A 22,176-nucleotide genomic window follows, 5' to 3' on the forward strand; every position below is an offset into this window, starting at 1 on the left:
AGTTGAATTATAAATATGAAAAAATCATTATCTTTATTTGCAATATCTATTTTAGGTATTTTAGGTTTAATTATTCCTTTTATTACTTTAACAGCATTTAAACCCTTAAATCAGCAAAATTATACTGTTAATCAACAAACAACGGGAATGAATGAAACTGATTTTATTAATACAATGTTTTTACGTAGTACTTTTTTTGAAAATTGGTCTGAAACAAATTATTTTATTAATCCGACTTTAAAAACATCACAAACATTAACTTACAATGATAAATGGTATTTAGATTTTTTGAAAGATAGTTATTCAACAGGAATTTCATTTGATAAGTCTAGTGATGAGTTTATGGACTTATATAAAAATTGAGATAGTTATGCTAAACAATATAGTATTGATAAATTTTATGATGCTGACAAAAAACAATTTTTAAAAGAATTAACTAATTTTGTTTATTCATTTGCAAATAAATATAATTTAATGCAAATGTTAAATAAATTAAAAACAAATATAACTGATTTACAAGTAGTTAATTTAATTGAAGATAATTGAAAGTTGATTACTGATGTTGAAAGAGAAAAAAAGAAGGACGTTGAACAAAAACTTATATAAAAATTTTTAGACGTTATTCGAATGTAAATTATGAAATTTTAAATAGTAAAGGAATATCTGGCACATATACTAATTTAAAAGCGGTTTATCGATGAGATGGAACTGATGAACCCCAAACACCAACAATTAATCCTAATACTGGTGAAATTACAGATTGAAGTGTTGAAAATCAAAATAAAGTTAAGGATTTTTTAAATCTATATTTAGATGTTATTATTCAAGAAAATATTAGAGTTCAACAAGGTGGTAACCCTGATTATGATGATCCAAATTTAGGTAGTGAAAGAATTATTTTTGATTTTGAAATTATAGATGAAAGTTTAGTAAGAAACAGTTTTAAGTCAATTTATCGGATGATTTTAACAATTGATGAAAGAAAAAGATAATATATTTAATTTTGATGCAAATACTAATTCGTATTTGGAAAGTGGAAATATTAAATATTATGAAAAAATGAATGGACAAATTGATATTAATAAATTTCTAAAATCTTTTTTTGCTCATGCTTTAGTTCCTGTCTTTCAAAATCGTAGTAATTTTATTGAAAGTGGATATATTGATAATTTACAATATGATACTGTTTTAATTAACTTTTTTGGTTTAAAATTAGTTAATTTTAGAGATGTATTAATTGAAGAAAATAATACTAATAAAAGTCAATTTGAAAAATTATTAAATAGTATGTTTACAGTTTCGCAGAACTTTTATAAAGATTATTTACGAACAATTTTTGACTTGGAAAATAATACTTATGTACAAGGATATAATAAAAAATATGGTTTATTAGCAAATAATGGTTTTAAGATTTATCCTCGTTATTTTTATTTTTCTGATAAATATAAGCAATTAGATATTAAATTGTATTCAGCATTTAAAAATCGGTTTTATAACACAAATTATGGTAATGTATTTAATTATGATTTTTCAGTTGCAAATGATTATAATATTAATCAAAATGAGGGTTATATTTTTGAAGGTGCTTTAAAAGATAAATATGGTTTAAAATATAAAAAGATTGAAGAACAAAAAATTGGTTATAATGTTTTTGAATTGCAAGCACAAAAAGAAAATGATATCTATCGTTATTATGATTTTAATTTTGGTATTTATAACTGACAAGAGATTAATAATGGTGGGTTGTTTCCAGACGGTCAATGATGACAAGCACAATATGAAAGTTGTAGTTGATATAATATTGCGTGTCATATCAGAAATGCTGCAATTTGAGTTGTAAATAATATTCCCGGTGTTAAACAAGTGAATGAATTAGCAAGTGGTGTTGGTAAAATTTTTCAAACAATATATAGTTTTTTTAATCAAACATTTGAGGTGTGAAAATTTAGTCCAGCATTATATAACACAATAACAAATATATTCCTATTAATTATTTTTATGAAATTTGTAAGATTAATATAAAAAGGAACTTAAAAATAGTTCCTTTTTAATCTTTTCAATTTGTAATTTCACCAGTATTAGGATTAATTGTTGGTGTTTGGGGTTCATCAGTTCCATCTCATCGATAAACCGCTTTTAAATTAGTATATGTGCCAGATATTCCTTTACTATTTAAAATTTCATAATTTACATTCGAATAACGTCTAAAAATTTTTATATAAGTTTTTGTTCAACGTCCTTCTTTTTTTCTCTTTCAACATCAGTAATCAACTTTCAATTACTATTTTCTGGTGGTTGTTGTGGATTTCAAGGTTCGGGTTTATTACCCACACCGTTTTTATTGTTATTTGGTTTTTCACAACTAATTAATGTTGTTGTACTTGTTGCTGTTAATCCGATTGTTCCTAAAATGCTAAGTCATTTTTTCATATTTTACTTCTCCTTTATATATTTTACTTCTCCTTTATTAAAATTACTTGAATGCTATAATTAATCTTATCATATATCAATAATGTATTAAATAATTTTAATATTAAATTTATAAATTAATGAAAGGTATATAAATGTTATGTATAGTCATTTAAGTTTTATTGATAAGGTTAAATTGGAAAAATTATTATTATCAAAATTATTTTTAAAAAAGAATGGTGAAATAAATATTTCACAAATTGCTAAATGTTTGAACAAAAATCGTAGTACTATTTTACGAGAAATTAAGCGTTTTAAAACTATTGATGAATATAGTGCTTATAAGTCAGATAAAATGTATTATGAGAAAAGAAAAAAGAATAATAAAAGATATAAGTTTACAGAAGAACAATTAAAATTTATTAATATAAGATTTAATGTTTATCGTGATTCTCCATCACAACTTATTCATCGTTATTTTATAAAGTTTGGTATTAAATTTCCTGTTTGTGTTAAAACATTGTATAAATGAATTTATTTGGGTTTTTATGGTTTTTTAAAACAGAATTTACGTCATCGTGGTAAAAAATATAAAACAAAAGGAAAATTTGATAATCGTGGTAAATTAAATAATTTTAAATCAATATGTGAGATATTGAAAATAAAAAATCTGATGCTGGTTGATTTGAAATGGACACTGTAGTTGGTAAAAATCATCAATCTAGTTGTTTAGTTTTGGTTGAAAAATTAAGTAAAAATTACTTTGTAATGAAATTAAAAAATCATACTGCTAATGAAGTTGTGGAAAAGTTTAAAGATATTGTTATAAGTAATAATTTAATTGGAAAAATTAAAGGAATAATAACAGATAGAGGAAAAGAATTTAGTAAATGAAGAGAATTAGAAATATTTGTTGAAACACAAGTTTATTTTTGTGATCCTGGTAAACCACAACAAAAACCTTTAATTGAATATATGAATTCTGAACTTAGAGAATGATATCCTAAGGGAACTGATTTTAATAATGTTAGTCAACAAAAAATAAATTGAGTAGTTAATGTTATAAATGATAAATTAAGGCCTTGTTTAAATTGAATAAGTGCAAAAGAAATATTTTTACAGAATTTTTAAATAAATTTATTACTTAACTTAATAAATTATTTTTTAGTATGGTTAAGTTGTGTTTAAAATAAAATAAAAATTATAAATATTTTAATTTTTGAAAATTTATAATTGATTTTTTTAATAAGATTTATTGCACTTCATTTTATATAATTCCAATCTATTCTTTTATCTTTTCTTTTTATTAATGCTTTTCGTAAAATACGCGAAATAGATGAACAATGTAATTTGCAATTAAACATATCTAATATATCATTATATCTTTTATTTTTTACTATTTCAGCAGTTATTTTTAGTTTTAAATCATTAATTATTCTTTGCCATTTTTTAACTCCAAATTGTTTATCAACAAGAGAAACATATTTTCACTTACCCTTATAAAGATATTTGTAAATTCTTCTCTTATAAATTAATATTCCAAATTCTGTTTTAATTTTTCTAGTTTTTATTTCTTTTACAAAATATTTTGTTTTATCTCGTTTTTTAAAAATTATATCATCAGTTCTTTCTATCTTTTCTTTTAACTGATTTAAAGCATTTTCATAAATATTTTCACTAAATTTATTAAAATTAAACATTTTATTATTTCCTTTCTTTATTAAATTAAAATTATTAATTAATATATTTCATAAATTTACACATACTTAAAAAATGTATAGTATAATTATGTTAATTATAACATTTCACAGAAAGGAATAAATATATGAAAAAGTTATTAAGTATTTTAGGAGTAATCGGATTAACAGCAACAAGTACAACAACATTAATTAGTTGTGAAAAACCAAATAACAATGAAAACGAGGGCAATAAACCAGAACTACCATATAATCCACAACAACCGCCAATTGGAAGTAATTGAAAGTTAATTCCATTAGATAAATTGAATAGGAATCCAGATAATAAATGATATATTGGAATTGTAAAAAAGAAACAAAATGATAATTTTTCTATTATAAAATTTAATTTTTCAAATAAATCAATTTGAAATAATAGTGGTGTACCTTATCATATTATTAATGGAGTATGATATTTTTTTAAATCATATTACTGTTGAGATGGCAATAGTGAACCAGAAATACCAACAATTGATAATAAAACAGGTAAAATTACTGATTGAAAAGAATAAAAGGAACTTTGTAGTTCCTTTTATTTATATTAATCGTACAAATTTCATAAAAATAATTAATAGGAATATATTTGTTATTGTGTTATATAATGCTGGACTAAATTTTCACACCTCAAATGTTTGATTAAAAAAACTATATATTGTTTGAAAAATTTGACCAACACCACTTGCTAATTCATTCACTTGTTTAACACCGGGAATATTATTTACAACTCAAATTGCAGTATTTCTGATATGACACGCAATATTATATCAACTACAACTTTCATATTGTGCTTGTCATCATTGACCGTCTGGAAACAACCCACCATTATTAATCTCTTGTCAGTTATAAATTCCAAAATTAAAATCATAATAACGATACATATCATTTTCTTTTTGTGCTTGCAATTCAAAAACATTATAACCAATTTTTTGTTCTTCAATCTTTTTATATTTTAAACCATATTTATCTTTTAAAGCACCTTCAAAAATATAACCCTCATTTTGATTAATATTATAATCATTTGCAACTGAAAAATCATAATTAAATACATTACCATAATTTGTGTTATAAAACCGATTTTTAAATGCTGAATACAATTTAATATCTAATTGCTTATATTTATCAGAAAAATAAAAATAACGAGGATAAATCTTAAAACCATTATTTGCTAATAAACCATACTTTTTATTATATCCTTGTACATAAGTATTATTTTCCAAGTCAAAAATTGTTCGTAAATAATCTTTATAAAAGTTCTGCGAAACTGTAAACATACTATTTAATAATCTTTCAAATTGATTTTTATTAGTATTATTTTCATCAATTAAAACATTTTTAAAATTAACTAATTTCAAACCAAAAAAGTTAATTAAAACCGTATCATATTGTAAATTATCAATATACCCACTTTCAATAAAATTACTACGATTTTGAAATACAGGCACCAAAGCATGTGCAAAAAATGCTTTTAAAAACTTATTAATATCAATTTGACCTTTCATCCATTCAAAAACCTTTTTACCAGTATTAGGAGTACTACTTTGATTATAATTATAAGTTTCAGCACTAAAATTAAAGATATTTTCTTTTTCTTTCATAAAAGAAAATAAAAACCCTAAATCATCAGTATATCGATAACTATTATAATCATATCCATTCCAATATTTTTTAAAGTGTGTCAACTCTAAACTACCAGCAATAATATTTTTTTTGTTCATCAATCGTTAAAATCATTCGATAAATTAATTTTCTAGTTAAAATAATATCAAGTTTTCAATCTAATTTTTCCATATTATTAATAATTTCAAAATCAAAAATTATTCTTTGACTACCTAAATTTGGATCATCATAATCGGGGTTACCACCTTGCTGAACTCGAATATTTTCTTGCACAATAATATCAAGAACGAACATTTTGATATTCATTATTAGTTCAAAAAATTAGATTGTCATTAATATCTATTTCTGGCGTTTCAGGTTCATTTAAACCATCTCAACAGTAATATGATTTAAAAAAATATCATACTCCATTAATAATATGATAAGGTACACCACTATTATTTCAAATTGATTTATTTGAAAAATTAAATTTTATAATAGAAAAATTATCATTTTGTTTCTTTTTTACAATTCCAATATATCATTTATTATCTGGATTCCTATTCAATTTATCTAATGGAATTAACTTTCAATTTTGAAACTTTAAATTAACTTGTTGTAAATTATCAACACTTTTTTCTAACTTATTAATAACTTCAATTGTATTAAAATACTTAGCAAATGAATAAGAAAAATTAGTTAATTCTTTTAAAAATTGTTTTTTATCAACGTCATAAAATTTATCAATGTTATATTGTTTAGTATAAGTATCTCAATTTTTATATAAATCCATAAATTCATCACTAGGTTTATCAAATGAAATTCCCGTTGAATAACTATCCTTTAAAAAATCTAAATATCACTTATCATTATAAGTTAATGATTGTGATGTTTTTAAAGTCGGATTAATAAAATAATTTGTTTCAGACCAATTTTCAAAAAAAACTACTGCGTAAAAACATTGTATTAATAAAATCAGTTTCATTCATTCCCGTTGTTTGTTGATTAACAGTATAATTTTGCTGATGTAATGGCTTAAATGCTGTTAAAGTAATAAAAGGAATAATTAACCCTAAAATCCCTAAAATAGATATCGCAAATAAAGATAATGACTTACGCATTATTCTTTACCACCTTTAACTATATCTTTATTAATTTTTTTCTTAATTCATAATATTAAATCAATAATTCCCGCAGCAGTTAAAATTCAAAAAATTATATATCCGATACACATAATTGAAGAAACTGAACCAAATTTACTCAAAAATAATTGAAATTCTTTAATATCAATATAAAGAAAAGGTACAAACATTCCTAAACTGATTATCAAAAAATATAATAATACTTTTCATCATTTTTCTTTTAAAAACTTTAAAATTTTATTTTTCATAAATTCAACTCCTAACTATACAATGTTTTTGAAACAATAAACCCAACAATATATAAACTTGATATCGTTAACATTAATGGATGACTAAACAAAATTGCCATTTTACCAAACAAAGAAAGTAAAAAAGTATCTGAGTTATATAAATCCATAATAATATTTTTTGCTGATGTAAGTTGATTTATAATAACTGTTATAAAACCTGTACCAAAAATAGCGATTGCCGCAACTAATAAAACTAATCTAATCATTATTTATTTACTCTCCGATATCCTTGTTCTCTTGTTTTTGCTTGTTTTGCTAAATTCGATAATTGTTGTTTATTACGATTAATTTTAAACTGTTTACGCTCTTTAATATGTTTTTGCATACCTTGTTTAGTATCTGAAACTCCACGAGCAGTTGCAGAATAAATATTTGATACACCTGTTTGTACTGTTGAACCTAATTCGTTGTATTGAGTTCTTGTACCGTGAATTGCATAAATCGATAACTTAACAACCATAAAAAAGATAATAAAATAAGCAATCGTTGTATTTGTCATTGGTAATTTTGTATTTCAAATTACATCAAAAATAAACAAAAATACATCAAAAATAAAACTAAAAATCTTATCTCAATTACTACTTTCTGATAATAAATTAATCATTTTTACCACTTCCTTTTTCTTTTTTAGGTTTTAAATTCTTTTTCAAAATATCAATATCAAACAATTCTAAACGCTCTTTAACACTCAATTTAGTAATTTCTGACCAGTAATATTCTTTATAATTAACTATTTCATCATTTTTTAAATCACGCACAAACTTTAATCATTGACTATCATATTTCTGTGCAAATTCTAACGGAATAATTATTTTAAAAAACCGAATTCCTAACCCGACATCTGACTTATGTTTTGCTCGTTTACCTTCTGCTGTTCGTTCTACTGATTTTGTTTTTCAAATTTCATAATCAGTAATATCTTGAAAAATACCAATTCGCATAATAAAGAAACGATTAAAAAAATTAAATCCTTTTTTAGCAATCGGTTTTTTCAGTGAAATTGGAATAATAATACCACTTGCTAATTGGCGAATATTATTTCAAATCATACCCTCACGCTGTGCTGTAAACAAAGCACGATTACCAAAATGTCTTGCTAAAACAATTCACGGTATCTTACCACTATGAACTTTTTTTCTCATCGTGAGGACTAGTTCCATCAATATATAAATAACTTTCATCAAATAAAATAACACTATCATCAGGGGGAACTGGTTTTGTTCTATCGGTAAAATCTAAATTTTTAAATGTTAAAACTTTAACTTTCTCATCTTCTAACGGATAATTACTATAAATTTTATCTGTTAATAATTTCATAGTTTGTGATAAATAAGTTAAAAGTAATGTTTTTCCGGTTCCTAATTTACCAATAATAACTGATAACGGATTATCTCAAACAAAATTTACTAGTCGAAAAGCATTTAACTGATAAAATATGTTTTTTCATACTCATCACACAAAATAAACACACTGCAAAGCAAACAATAATCAGAATACTAAACCAGTATAATTTAATGAAATTATTCAAAATAATAAATCAATTAAACTAAACAAAATCATTGAACCACTAATATAACAATAATTTTTTAAGAAAAATACAAACTTTTTCATTACTTAAAATACCCAACTATTTTAAAAACCATTCATAACAAAAACCAAGTTAAAAATAATATAACAATTCAAACACCAACCATCAAAGTTAAATATTCATTCTGTGTCAAAGTCCAAGTTGTAATAGTTTCAACATTTATTTTATCTATAAACAAAAATATATGAATAAAAAACTCTTTTAATTTTTCTCAATCATTTTGCATTTTTAAAAACTCCACATTTTTTGAATAAGTTTAAAAAACATCCCAAAAAATAAAACAATAAATAATACAAACGATATAACATATAAAAATTCAGGAGCATTTGAACCAATAATATAACTAACAAATTGAACTCAATAGTCATATAAACTCATTTAATTTAAACTTTCTAAATCATTAATTAATTCTTGCTCTTTTTCAACACTTCAATTTGTTAAATTATTATTGTTATTATTTACTTTTACTTTTTTAGGTTCATTTGAAAATAATGCTTTGTGCATACGATTAAAATAATTTTGTTTATATTGATTATACAAATTAATTAATTCTGTTCCAGTTAAATACTTTCAAATATGACGTTTTAAATTTTCATCATATTTTACAATAGGATAAGAATTATCATAAATCAAACCAATAGCTACTTGATCAGAATGTTTTTCACTCGGATAAATAAACTTATTACTTAGTCAAAAACCAATATGACGATTATGATTAGGTAAATTTATAAAACTTGCTTTATCTGTTTCAAAAGGAATAAGTTCCTTGCTAATAAAATAATTTTCTATATTTTGATTTTTCTTAACAAAACTACTCAATTTTATCAACTCCTTAATAAACATTGTTTCTAATTAACAATGTTATATTTAATGTTTATATATTGCTTATTTATTGATAAAAACATTGATTATTAACAATGTTATACATAATGTTAATATATTGTTTATTTAATGTTTAATAAACAATGTTAATAAACAATGTAATAAAAAACAAAAATACAAAATTGGCACACTGAAAAATACTATTTAATTTTTAACAATAACTATTAAAATATAAAATCATAAGTTTATAATTAAGTTGATATTATTATGGTTTTCTCTCTGTATAAATTATTTTAAATAGAAAGGAGAAATAAAATATCGAAGAAATAATAAATTCATTTTTCTATTTAATAAATTCATTTTTTACAAACGTGATACCAACTATTTTTTGCTTATCATGAATGGTATCACCAATTAAAACAATTATTTCAATAATAATAGTTTTAATAACAACTTTTAACTTTATTATTTGAATTTTTAATAAATTAACAAATTTATAAATATTTTATACAGAGAGAAAACCATAATAATACCTTAAATATCACATAAAAAACTAGTGTGCCTTAGTTTCTTTAAACAGGATTTTTCATCTTGTTAACTTTGTAGACAGTGTACAGCTAAGATATATCATTGATTATAATAAATATTAAAATCCTTTAACCATAACACGGAAAAAGTTTAATATCTTAACAATAACAAAAATACCAAATGGAATTAAAATAATTCACGCATCACCTAAAAAGGTCATTAATTGTGGTAATACAGCATAAATTGCTTCTTTAACTTTCATCATTGCATTACCCAATCCAGTTCAAATAGAACCCATTCCATCTGGAATAGTAGGTTTATCACCAACTGCTAAAAAATTAATTGCTGTTGTTAAATACATCCCTAACATTATTTCTTATCCTCCTTATTTTCAATTTCTTTTTTATCTTTTTTCTTTCCTCGAATTTGGCGAATTTTTTGATAAATTGACAAACCAATTCAAGCAAAAATACCTAATATAATAACAACACTAAATATTGTCGTTAATCAAACTGGCATAATATATCTCCTTTCAATAAATTAAAAAATTGAAATTTGCAAACTCGCTCCGCTCGTTGTCGCTTTGCTCCACTTAAAAAACATTATTGAATAAATTATCCGCTAATAAATTACGCGGAATAATTTATTCTTTTACTTTTTAATTTCAATATCATTTGCAATCTTATTGACAGTATTAATAACATTATCTTTACCATACTTTTTCACTAACGACCGCAAAATAAAATATTGCTTTGTTTGCATAATTTCAACTCCTTAAAATTTTTAAAAAATAATAACTTTAATATTAATAATTTCTATGTATAAAAGAAAAAACAAGATATAATCTTGTTTTTAACTAAAACCCGTATCTTTGCAACACTCCCTTTAATTTTTATGTAAATATCATCAATTAAATATTAACGCTGTTTTTTAACTAGGAAGGAAAAAATTATTTTATGCTTAAAAAAGAACAAAACAAAAAATTCAGTTTGGCGGATTTTGTTTGATTAGGCTTTAATTATACTGTTGGAATTAGTTTTATCGGTAATTTTGCTATTTTAGCAAATATTTCAGAACCTGACTCAATTGGGATTCATGCTGTATGGTTATTTGCAGTGGAAGGACTAATTGCTGGAATATGTGCATGAGCATTTGCTAAAATGGCACGAATTCATCATTCAAACAATAATGGAGCCTCATATATTTATGTTCGAACAACTTTCGGAAAGTTTTGAGGAATTTTTGTTGCTTTTATGCAATATGTTTCATTACCATTTTTAATTACGATTCAAGTAATGATGTTGATTTGTGGTTCATTTGGAGCGGATTGAATTTCACAAGTCAATCCTGATGGAAGTGTTAGTGTTCCGTGATATGCTGCTGATTGAGGATCATTTGGGGACTTATGGTTAGATTTTATTGGGATTGCCATTTATATGGCAGCGGCGGCAATTATCTTTGGGGGTATTAAATTATATAAAAAACTAGCAAATGGGACAGGAATTATTAAATGAATTACCGCTGGTTTTTTAATTCTAGCTGGATTAGTTTTAGCTGTTCAACATGGTGGCGAGAACTTAAGTTATTGAGGATATAATACTAAATTTTCATTACCAGGATTTATTAAAGCTTTTAATTCTTGCTTTTTCTTCTTTGCTGGTTTTGAAGTATTTTCAACAGCAGGATGAAATATTAGTAATCCAGAAAAAAATATTGGGCGCGGAATTATTTTAATTATGTTAATTAGCACAATTTTCTATATTGTTATTTCAATTATTTTCTTTGCTGCTTTTAATCACTTTGTGCAAAATATGAACATGGGGACATGAAGTTTAGGATTTAATAATAAAATTATTTTATATGGTGGTCCTATTATTATGATTATTAGTGCTTTGGCATTAAAGGTTAATGTTGCAATGCAAAATGCATTGTATGGGGGAACTTCCTTATAACCGTTATCATTTGATTAGCAATTCCAGATATTATTAAAGGAATTAGTTTAACAAAAGAATTTGGGTTTATGGCAACCCCCGGTCAAGCAATGACATATAAACAGCCATTTGATATTTCTTCGTTAACAGAAGCTTCTTCAGCAATTACAATTTTTATTTATGCAATGGTAATTGCGGTTACTTTGAAGTTGGGATATCAACAAAAAATTAAAATGCGATTATGAGAGCATATTGCTTTTCCAATAGTATTTATTATTTTGTGTTTTGTCTTTGTTTGACATTACTAATAGTTTGATTAATAATATCGTTACGATAACAGGATTTGATAAATATAAGCAACTTGAGATTGATGAAGACGCAGAAGAACATTATCAATAAAACAACTTAACAATAGTTAAGTTGTTTTTCTTTGTGATATACTAACATTAGAGAACCAGCGGGGGAGGGTAGATAATGAAACTAAAAAAGGAAAATAACGTTCAGTTAGTAACAATTGCTGGGGGAATAGCGAGTGGAAAGACAACAGTTGCAACTAAAATTGCTGAAATCTTACGAGGCAAAAAATTGCTTACTTAAAAATGGATCATTATTATAAAAAGTTAGATCATTTAACTTTAGCAGAACGTCAGCAAATTAACTTTGATCATCCCAATGCGCTTGATTTAGACTTACTAGTAGAACATTTAACATTATTAAAACAACATCAATTAATTGAAACACCCATTTATGATTTTACTGTCTATAATCGGTTAGAAACAACAAATAGTGTTGTGGCTGGTGATGTTATTATCTTAGATGGGATTTTAGGTTTAGCATTAGAAGAAATTCGGCAATTATCAGATATTAAAATATTTATTAAAACCGAAGATGACATTCGTTTTATTCGGCGTTTAACCCGAGATTTAAATGAACGTGCACGAACAATTGATAATATTATTACCCAATATTTAACAACGGTTAAACCAATGTATGAATATTTTGTTGAACCAAGCATTAAATATGCGGATATTATTGTGCCATATTATGAAGGTAACGAAATTGCAATTGATATGATTGCAACTAAAATTAAAACTTTATTAACAGAACAAGCTGGCAAAAAGTAAAAAAATCTTAACTATCTTATTTTTTAAGGTATAATAATTATTGTTGTAATCAAAAGTGGAGAGGAACGGGAATATCAAATGAATGAAGAAATTTTATTGACCAAAGAGGGAATTAAGGATTTACAAGAAGAATTAGATAATTTAATTAATGTCGTTCGACCAGAAGTTATTGAAGAACTAAAAGAAGCCCGTGCACAAGGGGACTTATCAGAAAATGCTGACTATGATGCAGCACGAAATCGACAAGCTGAAGTTGAAGGACGAATTAAAGAGATTGAATCGTTATTAACAAAAGCAAAAGAAATTAAAGAAGTAAAATCAAAAACAGGAATTATTAAATTAGGAAGTAAAGTTATTTTTACTAATTTATTAATTAACAAAAATTTTGAAATTAAAATTGTAGGTGCTGTTGAAGCAAATCCATTTGAAAATACGATTTCAAATGAATCCCCGATTGCCAAAGCTATTATTGGTCAAAAAGCAGGCGATTTAGTTGAAATTAAAGGAATTCAAGCCCCATATAAAGTTAAAATTGTAACTGTGGAATAATGGAAAGTAATTAAATAATTACTTTTTTTACAAGGAATTTATTCAAAAAAAGGTTAAGTATTAACAAGGAGGAAACGAAATGACAAAATTAACAATAAAACAAACGAAACAACTATCTGGAGGAAAAATTTCGGGTGCTTTTTTAACCGGCACTGAAGGTGGTTATAAAGCAACAAACGGGTCTCATCTTACTTGATCAGATAAACATAATAATTTAAATCATGCTAATTATGGACAAATCTTATTTGTCTAATTTTGGGCCCGTTGCAAAGATACGGGTTTTAGTTAAAAACAAGATATAATCTTGTTTTTTCTTTTATACATAGAAATTATTAATATTAAAGTTATTATTTTTTAGTATGTTAAAATATGAAATTATTTTTTGTATTTTTATTTTTTTGTGTTATTATATTTTTATAAAAGAAAAAAGTTTCTTGTTTTTAAATAAATTAAATAATACCCGTTTATATGCAACACTCCCCTAATTTTATGAAACTATTAACGATAAAAGAACAAAAAGAAACTACAGGTGGAGCGGCTTGAATTATTGGAGCGTTAGTTTTAATTAGTTTTTTTGATATTGTTAAAATTAGTTTAGATAGTTATCAGATTGCTCAACATTCATAACAACCAAATCAAAATGAAATAACGAAGGGAATTGAAGAAACAGGAACAAGAAGTTTAAGACAGAAATGAGATATTCTTTATGTTTAATGTTTAATGTTAAATATTAAATAAAAATAATTGTTATTTTAATATTCTTTATAGAAAATAATTTTTATTGATTTTAAAAATAAAAAACAAAATAATTTTTATTAATTTAATAATTTTTAACATTTTAACATTATCCATTGCTAATTTATTAAAAATACGATACAATGATTTTAGTTGTATTTTGCATATAGTCAAATATTAATTATAGTAAGATACACTAAAAATAATCAATTTTGGAAATTAATTATTAAGAAAATAGAGGTGGAAATTAAATGATCGGTGTTATTTCAACGGCATATTTTACAATGAAAGATAAGCACAGTATCAAAACAGTAAAAAAATATTGATGAAAAAACTGTGTTATCCAACATGTTAAGTACCATGGAAAAACTTTCATTATTGCAACAGTAGGTTATGGTAAAGCAAATGCTGCAATGGCTATTACTTACTTATTAGAAAAATATCCTGGCTTACAAACAATTTTAAACATAGATTTAGCCTTGTCAACAAATGACAAACATGATACAGGAGATACAACAATTTCAACAAAATTTATTTATCGTGATGCAGACTTAACAGTTTTCAAAGATATTAAATATGGACAAATTGTTAATGAACCTGAGTCATTCCAATTCGATGGTGAATTTGCTAAGGTTGTTAAAGACTTTAAATTAGGGTTGAATGAAGGAGTTACTGGAACAGCAGATATGTTGATTTATAACTCAAAACAATTTAAAGAAATGGTTGACAAATATGGTCACACAATTGATGTGATTGATACTGAAGCTGGTGCAATTGCACAAGTTGCTAAAAAATCAAGCATTAATTATATTGCTTTAAAAATTATTTACAATAACGCATTATCACCATGAGATAATGATCCAATTCATAAATTTAAAATGTATGAAACAGTAAATACTTTAAAATACTTATTAAGAAGATTATTTAACTTATTAAGTTCAAATTACATTATTGATTTATCACAATCATCACAAGATGATTTAGATTCAATTAATGAATTATTTGAAATCAAACATGACCAATGAATTAAATTATTTAAACTAAATACGCATAAAGTATTATCGGGATTTGGACCTTCATTAATGCTAGTTGATAAACAAGAAAGAACGCCTGTTGCGTTAGATATCATTCAAGTAATGAGATCAAAAACTAAGGAAAACGAAGGACCAAGTAAAGTAATCTTAGGAGAAGATGAATGAAAAAATGCTCCGAAAAAATGATTACGTAAATTATTATTCTTAGAACAAGTTCGTGTTAATGATGATGAATTATTATGAAATAAATCAGCAAAATATGATTTAAATAATGAAAAATTATATAAAATTGAAACAGTTGCTAATGAAATTGCAGCCGCAGTTGCTGAAAAATGTCAAGATAAATCATCATATACATATAATGGTGCAACAGTACAAGAAAAATATTTATTAGTAAATGTTGATGCTAGAATTTCATTTTACATTACACATAACCAATCACATGAATTTGTTGAAGATAAAAACTTTGGTGCACAATTAGTAAGCAATGAATTTATTAAGTATTTAAATGAAGCATTAAAAGATGTTGACTCACCATATCAACAAATCGTTGTTTATATGACAATCCCAGCATTAGACTATCGTAAAATCCCAGTGTTTATTCCTTCAAATAAAGGAGCAAACAGAGGAGTTAAATTTGGAAACTTAAACCAAAAATTACAAAAAGATTATACAGTTGTGGATATTACTAGAAACGATTATGATCCAATTAAAGTTGGTTCATTCAAAGTTACAATTCGTTTAAGAAGTGAATAATTATTAATTTTATTAAAAAACAACCCAAGGGTTGTTTTTATTTTGTAAGATAGTGTTATACTTATTTGTAATTAAGGTTAAGAAAGGATAAGGAAATGTAAAGTATGACATATGATGAAGAAACAGATGTAGTACAAAATAATAATACCTCGGGAGTTGGCCCAGAAGATGTTGAAAGTAAAACAATCGACGCATATAAAGAGGGCCATCGGAAAACAAGAAGTCGTGAACGGATTTCACGAAAAGAATTTAATTTACGATTTAAATCTTATTTTAAATCACGATTATTTCGTGATTATGGTTATATTACTTTTGCCGCGTTTTTAGCAATGGTTAGTTATGATTATTTTATTGCCGCAACAACAAGTTACGGAATTATGCCAAGTGGAATTGGAGCGATTGCAAGGGGGGTTGTCGTTGCAATTTGGCCAAGCCAAGATCAACTGGCATTTCAAACAAGCATGTATTGAGCTTTTTTCTTTATTCTTAATTTACCATTATTTATTTTTGGAGTAATTAAAGTTGGGATTCGGTTTTCGATTCGAACAATTGTTTATATTGCATTACAAAATGGTTTTCACTTTGCTTTTGCTTACATCCCACTGATTAATCCACAAGAACTGTTTTTTATTACTAATTATAATAGTTTAAATGTTTTTAGTAATTATGGTGGAATGTATCAAATTTGATTATTTGTCTTTGCCGCGGTGGCTGGGATTTTAAACGGAATAGCTTATGGATTAGTTTATAAGGGTGGTGCTTCAACGGCTGGAACGGACTTTGTCTTAGCTTATTATTCTGTGAAAAAGAAAACATCAATTGCAAATTATAATCGCATTGTTAATTATATTATTGTTATTGTAATGTTAGCAATTCATACGGTACTGTTAAATCGTAGTGAAATTACTAGGGTTTATTTCGGAAAAGATTGAGCAAGCCATCTTGATGCAATTAAAAAACTTGGTTTTAATATTGATGAAAATGGGTTGTATGGTCTTGATTTTGCAAGTCATAAAGCGAAATACTTCTTTGGACCAGTTTTATTTGCGTCATACTTATTTGTGGTGGTTCAATCAATTACAATTGACATTATTTTCCCAAAATTTAAATATCGTAGTTTAATGATTATTACTTCAAAAGGGGATGCGGTTGTTTCGGGGTTACAGTATGTTCGTTATCCAAATGATATTGTTCGTATTCCTGCTCGTGATCATTATGAAGGAAATGATATCAATAATGAAGTAATTATTGTTTCAACATCTTTGTTAGAATATAAATGGGTCAAAGCCGCAATTGTTGTTTCTGATCCAGATGCTAAAATCTTATCGCATAAATTAGATAAGATTATTGCCAATTATAAAGTTGATAAATATTAATTATTTTCTAAAATTAAATTTAATCAAACAAAACTTTTTTGTAAAGTTTGATAGTCATGCTTAATGGTTTCAATCATATTATCAAGCATGACGTTTTTATTTAAACTAATATTAAAATTAAAAAAACTATCGTAGTTATCAATTCAACTATTTGTTGAAATGGTTGCTAATTGTAGTGACAATGTCTGTGCTGCAACTTTAATATTTGGAATTAAGTTAGTAGTCACCATATTATCGAAAATAAGTTTTTTTAAACTTGTAGTAATATTTGGATTAGTTTGATCATATCAAAAAAAAATATCAAAGGTTAAATTATTTTTATGATATTTATTTTTTCGATTAATTTCAAAATTATTATTTTGAAGTTGTGGTGTTGTGATTGTTAAAAATAAATAACGGTAGTATTGAATGTTATATGGTTTTGGTATTAAATTTGGTTGCAAGTTATCAACAACGGTTGTTGTTGCTTGACTAATAGAACCAATATTAAAGTTTAATTTTTGATATTGTCCAACCATAATTTTATCATTCACTTTAAATTCGTTAATTGGATAATGATTAGTGGGGGTGATTGTTAATGCTGTTGTAATGTCGCTAATTGTTAAATCGGGTATTATTTTGCTAAAAATATCATTATATAAGTTAATTAACAATTTAATGTCAATATTGTTTCTAATTTGTTGTGTTAAATGTTTTTGTTGTTTTTTAATAAAAATAATGAGAATAGTACTTGCTATAAAACAAAGTAACGCCACAATTCCAACTGGTAACAAAATGCTTTTTTTAGTTGAAAATGAAAATCATATGTAACAACAAAGCTAAAAATAGCAAGAAATAAACTAACCATAATGAAAAGATAACAAAATAAATTAATTCATTGTCAAGTAACAATTTTATCTTTCTTTTTTGTAATTACTTTTTGATAAACATTATCAATTGTTGCTTCAATTTGTTTAATATTTTCTTCGTTAACCATTATAATTCTTTCATTATTAATAAATTATTTTTTCTTATCTTTATATATGATATTATAAAATCAACGAGAAAGAAAGGGAGAAATTAAAAAATGAAAGATTATAATTTAATTATTGGAAGTCATGTTAGTATGAACAAACAACAAGATTATTTGTTAGGTGCATTAACAGAAAGTTTAAATAATGATGCTAATGCGATGATGATTTATACTGGACCACCTCAAAACACGATTCGTGTTAGTACTGATCATTTTTTTATTTCAGAATTTTATCAGCAATTAGCGGTACAACATTTTTCAATTGATAATGTTATTATTCATGCCCCATATATTATTAATTTAGGTAATACAACAAATCCTAGTACATTTGAAATTGCTGTTGAGTTCTTAAAAAAAGAAATTATTCGTGCTGATGAAATGGGAATTAAAACAATTGTTTTGCACCCAGGTAGTGCTGTTGGTGCTCCAGAGCAAGTTGGTTTAGACCGAATTGTTGAAGGTTTAAACTTAGTGTTAAGTCCAAATCAAAAAGCAAAAATTGCTTTAGAGACAATGGCTGGAAAGGGTAGTGAATTAGGGACTACCTTTGAGCAATTAAAATATATTATTGATAATGTAACACTGAAGGATAAAATTGGGGTTTGTTGAGATACTTGTCATATGCATGATGCTGGTTATCAGTTTAAAGAAGACTTGGATGATATTATCAATCAATTTGACCAATTAATTGGTTTAGACCGTTTGTTATGTTTACATATTAATGATAGTAAAAATCCTTTGAATGCACATAAAGATCGACATGAGAACATTGGTTATGGTTATTTAGGATTTGAGATAATTTTAAAAATTATTTATCATCCAAAGTTAAATGGAATGATAAAAATTTTAGAAACACCATATGTTGGCGAAAAAGGAAAAGCTTTTGCGCCATATAGAGCTGAAATTGCAATGATAAAGGCAAAACAGTTTACAGACCCGTTTCAAGTAAATGGTAAAGTAATAATAGATGTAGGAGAATAAAAAATGTCAGCAAAAAAAATTATCACCAATTTATATCTTGGTGACCGTCATAGTATTCCACAAGATGCAAACTTAGTAATTGGTTGTGCGGCTGAAATTTATCGTGAGCAAATTCAAAAGCACAATATCAAAAATGATAATCAAGAATTTATTTGAATTGATGACCAACATATTTATTTTAATTTTAAAGATTATCCAACTTTGCAAGAGTTAGATGTTAATGTTGTCATTCAAGCATTAAAAGTTATTGATAATAATATTAAGACTAAAAAAATTTATGTTCATTGTATTTGGGGTGTTAATCGTAGTGCTTCAATTGTTTTTATGTACTTAGTTGCCAAAGGATATATTAATGATGATTATTTTGATAGTGCTTTAGAACAGTTTGAACGAATCTATCCATATATTAATCCAAATCCAGGATGATTTGATTTTTTACTTAATGAATTTCCTTATACGCATTTAATTTCAAATTAATAAAATAAAAATCTAAGTGATATTCACTTAGATTTTTATTTTATTAACGTTTGTCTTTACAACACTCACATTTCTTATTAACACAATCTGTGCAAGAAATACAAATTAAACAAGAACGACATCCTACTTTTGGTTTACTACAGGTACGACATGACATACAATCATGGTTTTTTGTGGGACAACATACATCCATTATTCTTCACCTCTATTTTCTTTACCACTTTTTAATTGTAACATAAATTATAACTTAGTTTTATTAGACTGATTTTTTTCTTGTCAGTCCCGATGATATTCATCAATAAGTAATTTTAATTCAGGAACAAGTTCTTCTTGTTTACATGATTTATAAATCTTACCTTTTTTAAAAATAATGCCACCGTTTTTTCCCCCAGCAATTCCAAGATCAGCTTGTTTTGCTTCACCAGGACCATTAACAACACAACCTAAGATGGCGATTTTTAATGGGAACTTCATATCTTTGGTATATTCTTCAATTTCCTTTACAACAGGAAAGAGATTATATTCAAGACGTCCACAAGTTGGACAAGCAATGACATCAACAACATTGTCATAAAGTCCAAGCGCATTTAACATTCGTTTTGCAACTTCAACTTCAGCAATTGGGTCGGTTGATAAACTAATCCGAATTGTATCACCAATACCATTAAAGAGAAGGGGCGATAATCCACTACATGACTTAATTGTTCCGGTATGATGGCTACCAGCTTCAGTAATTCCCAAATGGAGTGGATAGTTTCATTCTTGACTAGCTAAGGTATAAGCTTCAATTGCCATTAATGCCTCGGTTGCTTTTAACGATAAAATAATATCATAAAATCCTAGATTTTCTAAAATTTCAATATGACGTCGAGCACTTTCAATCATTGCTTTTGGAGTTCAACCGTATTTGTTGACTAGATCTAAAGGGAGACTCCCTGAGTTAACACCAATTCGAATTGGAATCTTTTTTTCTTGACATTTTGCAACAACTTTTTTGGTATTTTCAATACTGCCAATATTTCCAGGATTAATTCGAATTTTACTAATTCCAGCATCAGCTGCAATTAAAGCAAATTCATGGTTAAAGTGAATATCTGCCACTAAAGGACACGGAGCATGTTCAGCAATTGTTTTTAGCGCTGCCGCATCATTTTTTCCTAATACTGCTACTCGAACAATTTCACAGCCTTCTTGATATAATTGGTTAATTTGAGCTAATGTAGCGTTAATATCATGTGTTTTTGTATTGGTCATTGATTGAATAACAACTTTATTTTGCCCACCAATTTGGACATTACCAATCATTACTTTTCTCGTGTTATTTCGTTTATTCATTGTTTAAACATTCCTTATCTTTGCAATAATATATTTATGTAAAAGTAGAACGGTAGGGGAGTTGGGTCTATCGGTAGGGGAGTTGAAAAAACCCAGTAAAATCAGGGTTTTTAAGTTTTACATAAATTATAATTATTGGATTATCCCTTTAGATAATTTCACAATAATCATACGACTAAAAGCAGATAAATTCAATATTAAAGTTAGTTTTTGTGTTATTCTGGTTCTTTTTGATCGTTTGCTCAAATTAATTATTTTAGATGTTAGCCGAAATAGAAGCATTATTAGGTATTTTAAATATTATTAAAACCCAGTAAAATCAGGGTTTTTTATGTTATTCCAATTATATTCCATTTTTTTCCAAATATGGAAAAAAATATAAAAAGTTAATTGAATATTGTTGAATTTTATTTTTTGAACTATATAATTATAAATGTCTAGAGAAGTATAAGAATTTGTACATTTATTAATTATAATAAATAGCACAAGTTTAGCCCTATCAATATGACCATACTTTGTATTATATTTATCTTATACTTCATGGATACCCTAAAAAAACAATCTCACCCGGATTGTTTTTTTCATTTCTATTTTAATTTTTGTTTTTTTAAATTGCATTTTATAAGAAAAAGAGTTATGATGTAGATATGAAAATAAATAATATACCTGTATATGCTAGAAATATGGTCTAGCGTTTCTACGTCTTACCATGGGAAAAAGACTCTATAGGTTAATGGTTTTGCTTTTTAAACATT

24 protein-coding genes, 5 pseudogenes and 1 riboswitch are annotated in these 22,176 nt (G+C 25.5%); of the genes and pseudogenes, 14 read left to right on the forward strand and 15 right to left on the reverse strand.

The annotated features are described in order from the left end of the window. Positions 1-15 precede the first annotated feature (15 nt). Both ACOBWH_RS03780 and ACOBWH_RS03785 read left to right on the forward strand, forming a co-directional pair. Complete coding sequence (locus tag ACOBWH_RS03780; protein WP_424526300.1) at positions 16-606, forward strand: spiroplasma phage ORF1-like family protein; 591 nt, start codon at positions 16-18, stop codon at positions 604-606. Further along, positions 543-2,022, forward strand: a pseudogene (locus tag ACOBWH_RS03785) (spiroplasma phage ORF1-like family protein). The gene ACOBWH_RS03780 and the pseudogene ACOBWH_RS03785 overlap by 64 nt, the downstream one beginning before the upstream one ends. Before the next feature lie 25 nt (positions 2,023-2,047). Here ACOBWH_RS03785 and ACOBWH_RS03790 read toward each other — a convergent pair. Both ACOBWH_RS03790 and ACOBWH_RS03795 read right to left on the reverse strand, forming a co-directional pair. Further along, entirely contained in the window at positions 2,048-2,278 is a 231-nt protein-coding gene (locus ACOBWH_RS03790) for a hypothetical protein (RefSeq protein ID WP_424527200.1), read from the reverse strand. Next, positions 2,215-2,430 carry a lipoprotein gene (locus ACOBWH_RS03795; protein ID WP_424526298.1) on the reverse strand — a complete coding sequence of 72 codons (216 nt, stop codon included), beginning with the start codon at positions 2,428-2,430 and terminating at the stop codon, positions 2,215-2,217. Before ACOBWH_RS03795 ends, ACOBWH_RS03790 begins: the two co-directional genes overlap by 64 nt. A 139-nt stretch (positions 2,431-2,569) precedes the next feature. Here ACOBWH_RS03795 and ACOBWH_RS03800 point away from each other — a divergent pair. Continuing rightward, a pseudogene (locus ACOBWH_RS03800) lies at positions 2,570-3,540 on the forward strand (IS30 family transposase). 53 nt (positions 3,541-3,593) lie between these two features. Here ACOBWH_RS03800 and ACOBWH_RS03805 read toward each other — a convergent pair. Further along, on the reverse strand, positions 3,594-4,109 hold the full coding sequence (locus tag ACOBWH_RS03805) for a UPF0236 family transposase-like protein (RefSeq protein ID WP_424527202.1): 516 nt from the start codon (positions 4,107-4,109) through the stop codon (positions 3,594-3,596). A gap of 125 nt (positions 4,110-4,234) precedes the next feature. Here ACOBWH_RS03805 and ACOBWH_RS03810 point away from each other — a divergent pair, with 125 nt between their 5' ends. After that, positions 4,235-4,657 carry a lipoprotein gene (locus ACOBWH_RS03810; RefSeq protein ID WP_424527204.1) on the forward strand — a complete coding sequence of 141 codons (423 nt, stop codon included), beginning with the start codon at positions 4,235-4,237 and terminating at the stop codon, positions 4,655-4,657. Positions 4,658-4,681: 24 nt separating this feature from the next. Here ACOBWH_RS03810 and ACOBWH_RS03815 read toward each other — a convergent pair. The 9 genes and pseudogenes from ACOBWH_RS03815 to ACOBWH_RS03855 form a co-directional block, all read right to left on the reverse strand. Beyond that, positions 4,682-6,862, reverse strand: a pseudogene (locus ACOBWH_RS03815) (spiroplasma phage ORF1-like family protein). Further along, positions 6,862-7,131, reverse strand: a complete 270-nt coding sequence (locus ACOBWH_RS03820) for a hypothetical protein (protein ID WP_424527206.1) — start codon at positions 7,129-7,131, stop codon at positions 6,862-6,864. Before ACOBWH_RS03820 ends, ACOBWH_RS03815 begins: the two are co-directional and overlap by 1 nt. A gap of 11 nt (positions 7,132-7,142) precedes the next feature. Next, the gene (locus ACOBWH_RS03825; protein ID WP_004027616.1) at positions 7,143-7,379 is read right to left on the reverse strand and encodes a hypothetical protein; all 237 of its coding nucleotides are present in this window, start codon (positions 7,377-7,379) and stop codon (positions 7,143-7,145) included. Continuing rightward, positions 7,379-7,777 (reverse strand): hypothetical protein, encoded by a 399-nt coding sequence (locus ACOBWH_RS03830; RefSeq protein ID WP_424527208.1) that lies wholly within the window; start codon positions 7,775-7,777, stop codon positions 7,379-7,381. Before ACOBWH_RS03830 ends, ACOBWH_RS03825 begins: the two co-directional genes overlap by 1 nt. After that, positions 7,770-8,784, reverse strand: a pseudogene (locus ACOBWH_RS03835) (hypothetical protein). The gene ACOBWH_RS03830 and the pseudogene ACOBWH_RS03835 overlap by 8 nt, the downstream one beginning before the upstream one ends. Further along, positions 8,784-8,987: a DUF2649 family protein gene (locus ACOBWH_RS03840; RefSeq protein WP_424527210.1), complete on the reverse strand. Its 204-nt coding sequence runs from the start codon at positions 8,985-8,987 to the stop codon at positions 8,784-8,786. The pseudogene ACOBWH_RS03835 and the gene ACOBWH_RS03840 overlap by 1 nt, the downstream one beginning before the upstream one ends. Positions 8,988-9,139: 152 nt before the next feature. After that, positions 9,140-9,580, reverse strand: coding sequence for a DUF3627 domain-containing protein (locus ACOBWH_RS03845; protein WP_424527212.1), 441 nt, complete (start codon positions 9,578-9,580; stop codon positions 9,140-9,142). 649 nt (positions 9,581-10,229) lie between these two features. Beyond that, on the reverse strand, positions 10,230-10,481 hold the full coding sequence (locus ACOBWH_RS03850) for a hypothetical protein (RefSeq protein ID WP_424527214.1): 252 nt from the start codon (positions 10,479-10,481) through the stop codon (positions 10,230-10,232). Continuing rightward, on the reverse strand, positions 10,481-10,630 hold the full coding sequence (locus ACOBWH_RS03855) for a hypothetical protein (protein WP_004027793.1): 150 nt from the start codon (positions 10,628-10,630) through the stop codon (positions 10,481-10,483). The genes ACOBWH_RS03850 and ACOBWH_RS03855 overlap by 1 nt, the downstream gene beginning before the upstream one ends. A 437-nt stretch (positions 10,631-11,067) precedes the next feature. Between ACOBWH_RS03855 and ACOBWH_RS03860 the strand changes: the two genes are divergently transcribed. The 8 genes and pseudogenes from ACOBWH_RS03860 to ACOBWH_RS03895 all read left to right on the forward strand — a co-directional run bounded on the left by ACOBWH_RS03860 (position 11,068) and on the right by ACOBWH_RS03895 (position 17,616). Beyond that, entirely contained in the window at positions 11,068-12,063 is a 996-nt protein-coding gene (locus ACOBWH_RS03860) for an amino acid permease (protein WP_424527216.1), read from the forward strand. A gap of 68 nt (positions 12,064-12,131) precedes the next feature. Further along, positions 12,132-12,350 (forward strand): hypothetical protein, encoded by a 219-nt coding sequence (locus ACOBWH_RS03865; protein ID WP_424527218.1) that lies wholly within the window; start codon positions 12,132-12,134, stop codon positions 12,348-12,350. Between the two features lie 166 nt (positions 12,351-12,516). Beyond that, positions 12,517-13,166 (forward strand): annotated as a pseudogene (udk, locus tag ACOBWH_RS03870) (uridine kinase). Positions 13,167-13,244: 78 nt separating this feature from the next. Next, positions 13,245-13,715 carry a transcription elongation factor GreA gene (gene greA / locus ACOBWH_RS03875; RefSeq protein ID WP_424527220.1) on the forward strand — a complete coding sequence of 157 codons (471 nt, stop codon included), beginning with the start codon at positions 13,245-13,247 and terminating at the stop codon, positions 13,713-13,715. A 79-nt stretch (positions 13,716-13,794) separates the two neighbouring features. Next, complete coding sequence (locus ACOBWH_RS03880) at positions 13,795-13,968, forward strand: hypothetical protein (RefSeq protein ID WP_424527222.1); 174 nt, start codon at positions 13,795-13,797, stop codon at positions 13,966-13,968. 236 nt (positions 13,969-14,204) lie between these two features. Further along, the gene (locus ACOBWH_RS03885) at positions 14,205-14,342 is read left to right on the forward strand and encodes a hypothetical protein (RefSeq protein ID WP_424527224.1); all 138 of its coding nucleotides are present in this window, start codon (positions 14,205-14,207) and stop codon (positions 14,340-14,342) included. A gap of 359 nt (positions 14,343-14,701) precedes the next feature. Further along, positions 14,702-16,240, forward strand: a complete 1,539-nt coding sequence (fib, locus tag ACOBWH_RS03890) for a cytoskeletal motor fibril protein Fib (protein ID WP_424527226.1) — start codon at positions 14,702-14,704, stop codon at positions 16,238-16,240. Between the two features lie 104 nt (positions 16,241-16,344). After that, the gene (locus ACOBWH_RS03895) at positions 16,345-17,616 is read left to right on the forward strand and encodes a YitT family protein (protein ID WP_424527228.1); all 1,272 of its coding nucleotides are present in this window, start codon (positions 16,345-16,347) and stop codon (positions 17,614-17,616) included. On the opposite strand, the gene ACOBWH_RS03900 is transcribed toward ACOBWH_RS03895, so the two are convergent. Then, entirely contained in the window at positions 17,613-18,389 is a 777-nt protein-coding gene (locus ACOBWH_RS03900; protein WP_424527230.1) for a hypothetical protein, read from the reverse strand. The two genes, ACOBWH_RS03895 and ACOBWH_RS03900, sit on opposite strands and share 4 nt — an antisense overlap. Beyond that, positions 18,350-18,592 (reverse strand): hypothetical protein, encoded by a 243-nt coding sequence (locus ACOBWH_RS03905; protein ID WP_424527232.1) that lies wholly within the window; start codon positions 18,590-18,592, stop codon positions 18,350-18,352. Before ACOBWH_RS03905 ends, ACOBWH_RS03900 begins: the two co-directional genes overlap by 40 nt. 90 nt (positions 18,593-18,682) lie before the next feature. Here ACOBWH_RS03905 and ACOBWH_RS03910 point away from each other — a divergent pair, with 90 nt between their 5' ends. Continuing rightward, positions 18,683-19,609 (forward strand): deoxyribonuclease IV, encoded by a 927-nt coding sequence (locus ACOBWH_RS03910; protein ID WP_424527234.1) that lies wholly within the window; start codon positions 18,683-18,685, stop codon positions 19,607-19,609. A 3-nt stretch (positions 19,610-19,612) separates the two neighbouring features. Further along, positions 19,613-20,086 (forward strand): protein-tyrosine phosphatase family protein, encoded by a 474-nt coding sequence (locus ACOBWH_RS03915; protein ID WP_424527236.1) that lies wholly within the window; start codon positions 19,613-19,615, stop codon positions 20,084-20,086. A 240-nt stretch (positions 20,087-20,326) separates the two neighbouring features. On the opposite strand, the gene ispG is transcribed toward ACOBWH_RS03915, so the two are convergent. After that, positions 20,327-21,421, reverse strand: coding sequence for a flavodoxin-dependent (E)-4-hydroxy-3-methylbut-2-enyl-diphosphate synthase (ispG, locus tag ACOBWH_RS03920; RefSeq protein ID WP_424527238.1), 1,095 nt, complete (start codon positions 21,419-21,421; stop codon positions 20,327-20,329). 646 nt (positions 21,422-22,067) lie between these two features. Further along, a riboswitch (purine riboswitch) is annotated at positions 22,068-22,167 on the forward strand. The last annotated feature ends 9 nt before the right edge of the window (positions 22,168-22,176 follow it).

This window comes from Spiroplasma endosymbiont of Glossina fuscipes fuscipes, from assembly GCF_049669535.1.
Lineage (GTDB): Bacteria > Bacillota_I > Bacilli_A > Mycoplasmatales > Mycoplasmataceae > Spiroplasma.